The sequence below is a fragment of the Vibrio sp. THAF190c genome (assembly GCF_009363355.1).
In the GTDB taxonomy this organism is placed as follows: domain Bacteria; phylum Pseudomonadota; class Gammaproteobacteria; order Enterobacterales; family Vibrionaceae; genus Vibrio; species Vibrio fortis_A.
The window spans coordinates 2,086,430-2,097,723 of sequence record NZ_CP045338.1; the positions used below are offsets into that span (position 1 = coordinate 2,086,430).

Consider the following 11,294-nt stretch of genomic DNA (forward strand, 5'->3'; position numbering starts at 1 on the left):
ATCGTTACTGCCAGATTCGGTAAATCGTACTTTTAACAAAAACAGAACTTTCACCCAAAGCCTGGTTTCGAACTGGGCTTTTTTACATCTGAACCTCTAGAAATAGTCACCTCCACTCATATAAAACATCTTATTTTGACGCTTAACGAAGAGCTGTTTTAAATTACATTTTTATGAATAATGCACTCAACTGATTGATTCCTCGTTGGTCAAAAAAAATACTTAAAAATCGCGTTGACGGTCACAAAACCACCAACTAGATTTTTCTATTAGTGTCTATAACCAGGAGGTCATTGAAATGAAACGTGCTAGCTCTGCATACCGATTACAACTGATTAAAGAAGTAGCAACCCGACGCGATCGTCAACGTTCTAATGACCCGATGGCTAACTACATTCAAACGCTATTAGACAATAAAGATGAGAGTGATAGTTCTGTTGAACGTAATCACCGATTCAGTGGTAATCACTTTGATGAGCATATTGGTGGATGGGTCAGCGATCACTGGGGATCTAAGTAGATTTAACCCGAAAAGCGATAATCTCGAGCCTAAATGCATAAAAGCCACCGCTGGGTGGCTTTTTAGTACTTAATCATAATCTTTGCCTTTGGCTATCATATAAGGACTACTGGAAAGGCATATCCGATAGGTGAGATAACACTTCCATTTGCTCTTCTTCGGTCATACTGTGCCAATCACGCGCGACTCTTTCTGGGTCGTCTTTATCTTCTAGGCGTTCTTTGTCGAGCGATTTTATTGGCTTGCTCTTAATTTTGCTCTCTTTCTTACTCATACCAACATCATCCCTTCTGGCATCGTAGTCTCTTTAATATTACACCTGTCGGCCGATGTAAAGAGTTTGTTAAAAACAGACTGTATGAGTCGCAATTATCCAAAAAGATCTTGTTGCGGACTCACAGACTCTTCTGGTGATTGTTCTGGTTTAGATCCATTATTCAACTGTGCAAGGCGTTTTCTTCTATATCTCTGTCGACATAGTTTGATCACGTGTAACTGCTGAGCTGGTGTCATAGACATCCAATTAAACCGCTCTTCCCGCTTTCGCATACAGCCATTGCAATAGCCTTTTTCATCCGTTGAACATACTCCCACACAGGGGCTTGGAACTTGAAAAAACTCTAACTGCTCCACGACTCCTCCTGAGTACTCTATGTGCCTGATACTATGATTATTAAATCATCGAACCCAACGAAAACATACTAAACTATGACCGTATACTGACACATATAGCGTTTTGTTAACTATACTTTTCACCAATCAAGTTACGCATCTTTGGTAACTTCGTTTATTCCTTTGGAGCCATATTATATGAAGTTTAGTTCAAAAAAATTACTAGCAGTAACCGCTTTACCTATCATGCTTGCTGCATGTACAACAACGGGTGATGACGCAATGCAAGTAACAGCTACCGATCTACAGCACCATAATTGGGAACTGGCACAAATCGACGGCAAAGACATTGAGAAAAGCGAACATCAAGCAGCACCTCGCCTAGAGATTGGTGAGAAACTAACAGCTAACGGTATTGCTGGCTGTAATAATTTCTTTGGTCAGGGTGAACTGAAAGACGGTCAATTCCGCATCAAGCAGATGGGCATGACAATGAAGATGTGTCACGGTGCAGCAATGGACATTGAGCAGTCTGTATCTGCAACACTTGCTGAGTGGAGTGACGTAACTCTGACTAAAGATACGTTAGTACTGAAGAACGACGTACATACCCTAACTTACACATTAAGTGATTGGAAAAACTAATCCTAACAATGTGATGAACAAGTTTTCTAAAGGAGCCATTTGGCTCCTTTTTTCGTATCTGAGAGGTATTTCTAAATCATTTGAAAAATTCACGATTTATTCTGTAATTATTTACCCAAAAACACGGTCATAGATAAGGTCACATAATTCGATGAGTAATCCTTTGAATTTACTATTGAATTAGAAATTATTTCAGAAACAGATAGAATAACCTTAAGGAAGTAACAAATGCACTGCCCTCAGCCGTTCACAAAGATATGGAAAAGTTTATGAACAAATTAGTTAGTACGATTGGATTACTGGCCACAACAGCCTACAGCGCAACACTTTATGCAGACAACACAAACTCGCAAGAGTGGAGCCAAATTGAACGTGAAGCCGAAGGACAAACTGTCTATTTTCACGCTTGGGGTGGTAGCCAAGAGATCAATCGTTATATCCAATGGGCAGGCAAACAACTGCAACAAAACCATGGTGTGACACTCAAGCACGTTAAGGTAACCGACATCGCAGAGACGACCACCCGCCTAATCGCAGAAAAAGCCGCGGGTAAAAACAGCGGTGGTAGCGTCGATATGGTCTGGATCAACGGTGAAAACTTCCGTTCAATGAAAGACAACGCTCTATTGTTTGGCCCGTTCACTGAAACGCTGCCGAATTGGCAATATGTCGATAAATCTCTACCAATCGATGTTGATTTCTCAGAACCTACTGAGGGTTTAGAAGCACCTTGGGGGGTTGGACAACTGGTCTTTATTCACGACCAAGAAACACTCAACAACCCACCGCACTCTTTCTCTGAAATGTTGAGCTACGCACAAGCGTATCCAAACCGCTTAAGCTACCCTCGTCCACCAGAGTTTCATGGCACCAGCTTCGTGAAGTCGCTTCTTATTGAACTGACTAAAAACGACCCAGCACTGTCTAAACCTGTTGATGATAAAACCTTCCAGGTTATCACTCAGCCACTATGGGCGTACCTTGATGAATTCCATAAAGTCGCGTGGCGAGGTGGTAAACAGTTCCCTGCGGGTACTTCTGAGAGCATCCAGCTTCTTGATGATGGTCAGATTGACTTAGCGATCACCTTTAACCCGAATGCGGTTTTCTCGGCTCAAGCTAATGGAACACTGGCGGAAACCACCAAAGCATTTGCTTTTGAAAGTGGTGCGCTATCTAACATTCACTTCTTGGCCATCCCATGGAATGCCAATGCATCAGCGGGTGCTCAAGTCGCAATCAACTACCTACTGAGCCCAGAAGCACAATCACGCAAAGGCGACCTTAACATCTGGGGCGACCCATCTGTGTTAAGCAGCAAATACCTAACTGGAAGCGCGCGTAATACTCAGCAGTTCAAGTCGGTAGATGAGCCACACCCAAGCTGGCAAACCGCACTCGAGTCTGAGTGGTTAAAACGCTACGGTAACTAAGTTTGATTCTTCACGCTCTATATTTTGTTGTTATAGCGGTGTGCATCATCCCAACTATCCCTGGGGTAGTTGGGGTTATTGCTTCATCTCTCAGTTATATCCCTCCATTGGGTTTAGAACAGTTTTCAATCGTGGGTTTCCAGCAAGTTTTCTCGTGGGAAGGCGTTTACCACTCTATCGGGCTCACACTGAGCTCAGCAGTAATCAGTAGCTACCTTGCCTGCTTTCTTACCTTCTGTATTCTCCAAGCAACGTGGGACAAACCGTTCTGGCGTAAAATCGAACTCACATTGTCACCTATGCTAGCGATTCCTCATGTCGCTTTTGCTATCGGGTTCGCCTTTCTGTTTAGCCCAAGCGGCCTTGGCATACGCGCCCTGCAAGGCTTATTAGGAGAGCCATCAACGAATACTGAACTGGCATTACTGGTGAAAGACCCGTATGCACTTGGATTGATCGTGATGTTGGCGTTGAAGGAGATTCCATTCTTATTGTTAATGAGTATCTCTATTCTGCAGCAATTAGATATTCCTAAAATCACCAAAGTGAGTGCTTCGCTAGGCTACAGTCGTTCACAGATTTGGTGGAAATGTGTTTTCCCACAATGGTTCAACAAATTGCGCTTCCCTATGCTGGCAGTGCTTGCTTACAGCTTGTCAGTGGTTGATATCGCGCTCATTATCGGTCCAACAAACCCACCAACTTTTGCGGTATTAGTGTGGCAATGGTTTAACGACCCAGACCTCAACTTGCTACCAAGAGCGGCGGCTGGGGCGATTGTTCTCTTTGGTTTAGCAAGCCTACTTATTGCGTTTGCTCGATTAGTTGAATGGGCCGTTCTTAAGTATTTCCGAAGCTGGCAGGTATCAGGTCGTCGTGGTGTCGCTCTACCTGGACGTAGCCTGTTCTCTTTCTTGGCAGTGCTAACAGCCGTCATGTTCCCATTGATGTTGCTATGGAGTGTCGCTCAACGTTGGCGCTTTCCTGACCTTCTGCCAAGCCGCTACAGTATCCGCTTTTGGGAATACGAGTGGGATGCGATCACTGGAACCATTAGCACCAGCCTCTGGATTGCAGTTATTTCTGCAACTATCGCCTTAGTACTTGCCCTCATTGCTCATGAATATCGTATTAAGCATCGCTGGCAGGTTCCGGGATACATTATCGCGATTCCAATGCTTATCCCTCAGCTATCTGTATTGTTTGGATTACAGGTAACCACGCTCTACCTCAATAGCACCGCTTATGAGTTTTGGGTGATTTGGTCACATGTGTTTTTTGCTTTTCCATTCGTCTATCTGTCATTGGACGGTCCTTGGCGCAGTTTCGAACCTGGCTTGATCAAGGCGGCGCTTAGCCTTGGAAAATCGCCACTTCAGAGCTGGCTCACGGTTAAATTACCTATTCTGCTACCAGCGATGGTTTTTGCATGGGCTGTTGGCATTAGTGTTAGCCTTGCTCAGTATTTACCAACCTTGATGTTAGGTGCAGGTAGAATCAGTACCATCACCACAGAAGCGGTTGCACTAACCAGCGGATTTGACCGCAGGGTCACTGCGATTTACGCCATTTGGCAAGCCTTGTTGCCTCTATTCTTTTTCTCTTTTGCGATTCTTATCAGCCGCTTACAGGTCAAGTATCGCCGTCTTTCATTCAAAGGTTTATTACCTAATGAGTCTATCTCTCAACGACCTCGCCATCCATAAGCTCGATGGAAGCGAGTTATTCTCATCGCTCAGCCTTCATTTAGAATCTGGCGAAGTGCTGGCATTAATGGGGCCAAGTGGCTGTGGCAAGTCGACTCTACTCGACGTGATCGCAGGTCACCTTAGCAATGAGTTTGAATACACAGGACAAGTTCACGTCAACGACATGCGAATTGATCAAATCGCTCCGCACCAACGTGAGGTGGGAATCCTGTTTCAAGACGATCTGCTCTTCCCTCACCTAAAGGTTTGGGAAAATCTGGCCTTTGCACTACCAAACAGTATCAAAGGAAAAGAGCGCCAACAGAGAGCGCTAGATGCTCTAAAAGACATCGAACTCACACGACTTGCCGACTCTTTCCCAGACCAAATTTCTGGGGGACAGAGAGCCCGAGTAAGTCTGACGAGAATGTTACTCGCCAAACCGAAAGTTGCATTGTTGGACGAGCCCTTCAGTAAACTCGATCCTGAGCTACGTGTTCAATTTCGTGATTGGGTATTTGAGCAACTCAGCAAAGCGAACATTCCGACATTAATGGTGACCCATGATGAAGCGGATATTCCACCAGCAGCGCGAGTCCTGAATTGGCCATGGAGCACCGAGAATGCTAGATAAATATTCCATCAAGGTCATTCGCTGGCCGTTAACTCAATCGGCTAAAGTTCTAAACAGCGCAGGCGTCACTGCGAATCAAACTACGTTTTTCGGCTTTTTGATTGGCTGTTTAGCCTTTCCGTCGCTTGCTTTTCAACAGTATGATTTGGCACTGCTATTTGTGGTGTTAAATCGTATCTGCGATGGGCTTGATGGCGCACTTGCTCGTATCCAGGGTATTACCGATGCCGGTGGGTTTCTCGACATTAGCCTCGATTTCTTGTTCTACTCCTTAATACCGTTTGGCTTTGTGATTGCTAACCCAGACGCCAATGCCGTCGCAGGCGCCTTTCTCATTTTCTCTTTCATCGGTACAGGCAGCAGTTTCCTAGCCTTCGCAGTTATGGCGGGCAAGCAAGGGATCGAGAACCCTGTCTATAAGCATAAGTCTTTGTACTACATGTCTGGATTGACTGAGGGAACAGAAACCATCGCTTGTTTCATTGCGTTCTGTATTTGGCCACAACACTTTGCCGCCATTGCTTATGCGTTTGGCGCGGCGTGTTGGCTCACCACATTTATGCGAATCTACTTCGGCTTTCAAACTCTCAATAACGTCAAAGCCTAAGATACTTCGACTCGACTAATATTGAACCCACAAAAAAGCGCCGCGTTACTATGAAGTAATGCGGCGCTTTCATTTTCGTTGTTCGTTTTTGGAAACTACTCTGCAGATTCTAACTTGAAGCGAAGTACTTTCAGGCTTGAATCAGCGTCAACATCGACAAACTCTGGTGGGTTCGGTAAACGTTCTAGATACTTAACATTTGGCGCTTCTTCCGCCATGGTATCAATCAGGAAGTTCGGTGAAACCATTGGAGAGTTCACACAAGCAATCACTTCTCCGCCCTCTTTAAGAAGCTCAGGCAAACGACGCAGAATTCTCTTATAGTCTTTTGTTAGTGCAAAGCTGCCCTTTTGGAAAGATGGTGGATCAATAATCACTAATTCGTACGGGCCACCTTTCTTGATTTTTCCCCAGCATTTGAAGATGTCGTAACCAAGGAAGTTCACTGAGCGCATGTCATGTTCGTTAAGACGGTGGTTGTCACGACCTTTGCTCAACGAACCGCGTGACATATCTACGTTAAGGCATTGACGCGCACCACCCGCTAGAGCGGCTACAGAGAAGCCACAGGTGTAAGCAAACAGGTTTAATACGTTCTTGCCTTTCGAGTTCTCTTGAACCCACTGACGGCCGTTACGCATGTCTAAGAACAGACCGAAGTTCTGGTTGCGACCGATGTTCAGCTGATACTTAAGACCGTGCTCAACAACCACTGGCGATGAGTCTAGCTCTCCCCAAATCACTTCTGATGGGCTGCCTTCAGCATAGCGATGTTGAAGTACAACACTCGTGCCCTGCTTCTGTTGCCAAATTGACTGCTCCGTCAATTTAAGGAGCCCCTCTTTCAAGTTTGATAAGAACTCTTCATCAACCTGTTTGAAAATGTTCACTAAAAGCTGACCATCAACCCAATCACACGTTAATTGCTCTAGGCCTGGCCAAAATTTACCACGGCCATGAAAAATACGACGTAGCTCGTTAGGTACTTCGTTTAGCTGTTGTTCGATATGTTCAAAAAATACCGGTAAAGCAGATGCTTCCATTATATCTCTCACTTAATGTTTAGCTTTGGCCACGCCAGTGACCAAGGTTCAAGCCAAGTATCCAAACCTGTCGATACCGTCTCTTGTGACCATTTTTGACCAAGAGACTGCTGTGATCTCGGGTCACACACGTATTGATATACTTGAGATTGATAGGTAAATCGAATCGCAAACGCGTGCAGGTAGCCGCGATCAGATTGACTTGAAGAATTGTAAATTGGGTCGCCAACGATCGCCGAACCTATCGACTTCATCGCTACACGAATTTGATGAGTGCGCCCTGTATATGGCTTACAAAGCAGGAGTCTTTCACCCGGCTCAGCAGCTGCCGATAAAAACTGTGTCACTGCTGGGTTTTCTTTACTGTTAACCAGCTTCCAGCTTGAACGTCGAGAACGCTCCATATCACCCACAATCAGGCCTTGCTTCTTTTTGGGCTTTTTTGAACCAATTGCAAGGTAGTACTTTTCAACCTCTCGGTTAGCAAACAACTGAGACAACTCACTCGCCGCAGCCGCGTTTTTTGCTAACAACAGTATTCCAGAGGTCATTTTATCTAAGCGGTGCACCAGATAAAGCTTTTCAATGCCTAGCGATGTTGCGACTTCTTGAAGAAGCATGGTATCACCATCATCTTTATGGACGCTGACGCCTGGGTGTTTATTGATAAGTAAAAAATCTGAGTGGTTTACAAGAATGTCGAACATGAAAAGGCTTACTCCGTAATCGAGCTAGAAGTATACCTTGTCCATCACCAGATACCAGTAATGAAAAAGCCCACGACTGAATGTTCAGCAGTCGTGGGCTCAATAATGCCTTACCGCATCTTTACCATGGTTTAAGCGAGCTTAAACTGTCCAAGTAAGGTTTCCAGCTCTTTGACCTTAGCATTTAGGCTCATCGTACTCTCAGAGCTGCGTGTCGCAAGCTGTAGAGAAGACTCAGAGATATCGCTGATCGCTGTAATATCCGCTGCAATTTCTTTGGTCACTGCTGTTTGCTCTTCCGCCGCTGTCGCAATTGAGTTAACCATGCTTTGTACATTGGCTGCACCGTTCACAATCGCTTCCAGTGCTTGAACCGCACCAGAGCTTTGCTCAACGCCAATATCAACTAAACGACAGTTGTCTTGGGTGTATGTAACCGCTTCTTGTGTGCCTGATTGAATCGCTTGAATGATACCTGACACTTCTTGTGTCGCTTTAGTAGTACGTTCAGCAAGCGCTCGTACCTCGTCCGCAACGACCGCAAAGCCACGACCAAATTCGCCAGCACGCGCTGCTTCGATCGCTGCGTTCAATGCCAATAAATTAGTCTGTTCTGCGATGTCTTCAATCACTTTGATGACACTGCCAATCTGTTCACCATGAGAGCCAAGCGTGTTCATTTGTTCAGACATTTCGCCCATTTGAGCAGACACTTGTTGAATGCTTGCCACCATTTCCACAATCACAGAGCGACCGTCTTCTGCCGATGTCTCAGAGCGACGCGCTTCTTCATAAGTAGATGTACCCTGCTGGGCAACTTCTGAAATCGTCAGACTCAGCTCTTCCGCCGCGGTGGCAATCAAAGTCGCTTTGTCTGCTTGTGCTGACGCACCTGAAACAATGTCTTGGCTAATCGACGAAAGCTCACCACTTGCCGATTGCACTTGATTCGTTACAGACGAAATTGAGCCAATCAAGCCAACAAGTGACTTCTGCATCTGGTTAATAGACTGTCCAAGGTGTGCCAATTCGTCATCCGAATCGTCAACAATGTCTTCTGCTGTTAAATCGCCACTCGCAACTTTACGTGCCACCTGTTCCACTTTGGTTAGGCGGCTGGTAATCGAGTTCGACAATAGGTATGCAATCACTGCACCCGCTGCAATGGAAATAGCAGTTAGGATTAAAATCATACGTTCCATTGCTGTAAATGAGTCTGTCAAAGCAAGCAGCGCTTTGTCAGTTTGCACTTCTTCGGCCATCGAAGCTTCATCAAGCAGAGCTTCAATCGGCACTAAATATTGTTCATAGAGCGCACGCAAGTCACGAATATTATCCAAGAACGCAGCTTCCTGATTCACCTTAGGTGCAATTTGATTTTCAAACGCAGTATTGAACTCTTTCATCAGGTTCTCAACGCGTTCAATTCGACGGTAGTCAGGTGTACCTACGCTCTCTAGTGCCTTAACCTTACCAACCGCTTCGAAGAACTGCCCTTTGTTTGCGCGGTAGTCATTAAGCGCGTCATTAACATGCGTCACAGCACCCATTGCATCTCGGTAAACGTCTGCGGTCTCATCGACCAATACAAGATAGTTCACTAGCTCAGGCACGTCATCCATGCGGATCTCGTCAGCCACTCGATGGGAGCCCGTTACCTCGATCCAAACAAACGCTACCAATACAATCATTAGCGCCAATATAGAGCTAAAGCCTGCATACAATTTTTTTCTTACAGACAGTTTCACGTTTCACCTTCCTAAGTGAGTCAATATTCACTTCGCATATTGTTATGCTTGAATATATATCGACTGACATACGAATAACTTTAGAAAAAACCGTACGAAAAACCCTATAAATAAGAAAAAGTTAGAAATAATGCAAAAAAAAAGCGAGAGTCCTAAGACTCTCGCTTTCTATTGGTTTTGACTTTGAAGGTCGCGATTACAATTTCTTAGAAATTAACGCTGAGCCTGCAATGATACCGATACCTAGTAGCATGATTGCACCCTTACCGCTGTCGAAGCCAGAAGAGATACCCATGAATGCAACGATTGCGATTGCTACTGGGATTACAAACTTAACTAGTGTGTACCATAGACCGAATAGTGGGAAAGATACTTCACCGTCGTTAGTGATTTCTTTCTCTAGGTCTGCACGGTTTAGTCTCCAACCAGCGAAGATACATACCAACATACCGCCAACAGCTAGGAAGATCTTATCTGTTAGTAGGTCGAAGATATCAAATGCACCTGTATCGAACAGTGTTGGACCAACGCCACCTAGAGATAGAGAAGCGAAGATACATAGTGCAGCCATTACAACACTTGCAGAGATAACCGCTGTTACACGCTTCATGCCTTTCTCATCGATTAGGTAAGAAACCACAACCTCAAGTAGAGAAACAGAAGATGTTAGAGCCGCAACACTTAGACCGATAAAGAACATAAGTGCAAATAGAAGACCAATCACGCCGCCCATCTCAGCAAATAGCTGAGGAACAACTACGAATACTAGACCAGGACCTGCTGCTGGTTCCATGCCGAATGCAAACATTGCTGGGAACATTGCAACACCAGCTAGGATAGCAACACCTGTATCCATTGCTGTAACCATAGCAGTAGTTTGAACTAGGTTTTCTTTCTTCTTAAGGTAAGAACCGTAAGTCAACATACAACCCATACCTAGAGATAGTGAGAAGAATGCTTGACCAAGTGCAGCTAGGATTACGTTGCTGTCTACCTTAGAAAAATCAGGGCTGAATAGGAACTCAAGACCAGCCATAGAACCTGGAAGAGTCAGACCTTTGATCGATACCACGATAAGGATCAGGAATAGCAGAGGCATTAGAACCTTACCCGCTTTCTCGATACCGCCCGAGATACCTTTCATAACGATAACAACGTTAAGAAGAAGGTATAGACCCATCCACATTAGTGGTTGAACAGGGTTAGAGATGAAACCACCGAAGCTGTCACCGATTGCTTCAGGTGCGTCTAGAAGACCACCAGCAATCTTACCGATGTAAGCAATAGACCAGCCGCCTACTACAGGGTAGAAACCCATGATAAGTAGACCACTCACTACGCCGATAACACCAGCGAACGTCCAACGACGGTCTGTTGATTTAAATGCACCTACTGCTGATTTTTGCGTATGACGGCCAATAGCAAATTCAGTCAGCATCACACTGAAACCGATGAAAATTACGAAGAATAGGTAGATTGCAACGAAGGCACCGCCGCCGCTCTCACCTGCTGTGTATGGGAACTTCCAAATATTACCTAGACCAACAGCAGAACCTGCTGCAGCCATTACGAATCCTAATTTCGAACCCCAGGTATCACGAGGTGTTGTGGTTGTATTACTAGTAGCCACTTTAACTCCAAAATTTGTATGTTGTGT

12 protein-coding genes are annotated in these 11,294 nt (G+C 45.0%); 6 read left to right on the top strand and 6 right to left on the bottom strand.

Features of this window, described 5'->3' with window-relative positions; all coding sequences use genetic code 11:
* The first annotated feature begins 298 nt into the window (after positions 1-298).
* Positions 299-520, top strand: a complete 222-nt coding sequence (locus FIV04_RS09255) for a hypothetical protein (protein ID WP_032552151.1) — start codon at positions 299-301, stop codon at positions 518-520.
* A gap of 106 nt (positions 521-626) precedes the next feature.
* On the opposite strand, the gene FIV04_RS26915 is transcribed toward FIV04_RS09255, so the two are convergent.
* A complete protein-coding gene (locus tag FIV04_RS26915) occupies positions 627-794 on the bottom strand; it encodes a hypothetical protein (protein ID WP_167332348.1) in 168 nt (55 codons plus the stop codon).
* Positions 795-889: 95 nt separating this feature from the next.
* The gene (locus FIV04_RS09260) at positions 890-1,153 is read right to left on the bottom strand and encodes a DUF1289 domain-containing protein (protein WP_152468974.1); all 264 of its coding nucleotides are present in this window, start codon (positions 1,151-1,153) and stop codon (positions 890-892) included.
* 177 nt (positions 1,154-1,330) lie between these two features.
* Here FIV04_RS09260 and FIV04_RS09265 point away from each other — a divergent pair, with 177 nt between their 5' ends.
* From FIV04_RS09265 to FIV04_RS09285, 5 genes are all read left to right on the top strand, one after another.
* Positions 1,331-1,777, top strand: a complete 447-nt coding sequence (locus FIV04_RS09265; protein WP_032552150.1) for an META domain-containing protein — start codon at positions 1,331-1,333, stop codon at positions 1,775-1,777.
* Between the two features lie 269 nt (positions 1,778-2,046).
* Complete coding sequence (locus FIV04_RS09270) at positions 2,047-3,210, top strand: ABC transporter substrate-binding protein (protein ID WP_152468975.1); 1,164 nt, start codon at positions 2,047-2,049, stop codon at positions 3,208-3,210.
* Positions 3,211-3,215: 5 nt separating this feature from the next.
* Positions 3,216-4,916, top strand: a complete 1,701-nt coding sequence (locus tag FIV04_RS09275) for an ABC transporter permease (RefSeq protein ID WP_152469558.1) — start codon at positions 3,216-3,218, stop codon at positions 4,914-4,916.
* Positions 4,882-5,532: an ATP-binding cassette domain-containing protein gene (locus tag FIV04_RS09280; RefSeq protein ID WP_152468976.1), complete on the top strand. Its 651-nt coding sequence runs from the start codon at positions 4,882-4,884 to the stop codon at positions 5,530-5,532. Before FIV04_RS09275 ends, FIV04_RS09280 begins: the two co-directional genes overlap by 35 nt.
* A complete protein-coding gene (locus tag FIV04_RS09285; RefSeq protein WP_152468977.1) occupies positions 5,522-6,139 on the top strand; it encodes a CDP-alcohol phosphatidyltransferase family protein in 618 nt (205 codons plus the stop codon). The genes FIV04_RS09280 and FIV04_RS09285 overlap by 11 nt, the downstream gene beginning before the upstream one ends.
* 95 nt (positions 6,140-6,234) lie before the next feature.
* Here the strand turns inward: FIV04_RS09285 and FIV04_RS09290 are convergent, their stop codons facing one another.
* From FIV04_RS09290 to FIV04_RS09305, 4 genes are all read right to left on the bottom strand, one after another.
* The gene (locus FIV04_RS09290; RefSeq protein ID WP_152468978.1) at positions 6,235-7,182 is read right to left on the bottom strand and encodes a class I SAM-dependent methyltransferase; all 948 of its coding nucleotides are present in this window, start codon (positions 7,180-7,182) and stop codon (positions 6,235-6,237) included.
* Between the two features lie 8 nt (positions 7,183-7,190).
* Entirely contained in the window at positions 7,191-7,889 is a 699-nt protein-coding gene (locus tag FIV04_RS09295; protein WP_152468979.1) for a TIGR01621 family pseudouridine synthase, read from the bottom strand.
* A 131-nt stretch (positions 7,890-8,020) separates the two neighbouring features.
* Positions 8,021-9,637: a methyl-accepting chemotaxis protein gene (locus FIV04_RS09300; RefSeq protein WP_152468980.1), complete on the bottom strand. Its 1,617-nt coding sequence runs from the start codon at positions 9,635-9,637 to the stop codon at positions 8,021-8,023.
* 196 nt (positions 9,638-9,833) lie between these two features.
* Entirely contained in the window at positions 9,834-11,267 is a 1,434-nt protein-coding gene (locus tag FIV04_RS09305; protein WP_032552142.1) for a sodium-dependent transporter, read from the bottom strand.
* Positions 11,268-11,294 lie beyond the last annotated feature (27 nt).

Coding starts and splice junctions, on each gene's coding strand:
- FIV04_RS09255 (WP_032552151.1), top strand. CDS start 299: ATGAAACGTGCTAGCTCTGCATACCGATTACAACTGATTAAAGAAGTA.
- FIV04_RS26915 (WP_167332348.1), bottom strand. CDS start 794: ATGAGTAAGAAAGAGAGCAAAATTAAGAGCAAGCCAATAAAATCGCTC.
- FIV04_RS09265 (WP_032552150.1), top strand. CDS start 1,331: ATGAAGTTTAGTTCAAAAAAATTACTAGCAGTAACCGCTTTACCTATC.
- FIV04_RS09270 (WP_152468975.1), top strand. CDS start 2,047: ATGAACAAATTAGTTAGTACGATTGGATTACTGGCCACAACAGCCTAC.
- FIV04_RS09280 (WP_152468976.1), top strand. CDS start 4,882: ATGAGTCTATCTCTCAACGACCTCGCCATCCATAAGCTCGATGGAAGC.
- FIV04_RS09285 (WP_152468977.1), top strand. CDS start 5,522: ATGCTAGATAAATATTCCATCAAGGTCATTCGCTGGCCGTTAACTCAA.
- FIV04_RS09290 (WP_152468978.1), bottom strand. CDS start 7,182: ATGGAAGCATCTGCTTTACCGGTATTTTTTGAACATATCGAACAACAG.
- FIV04_RS09295 (WP_152468979.1), bottom strand. CDS start 7,889: ATGTTCGACATTCTTGTAAACCACTCAGATTTTTTACTTATCAATAAA.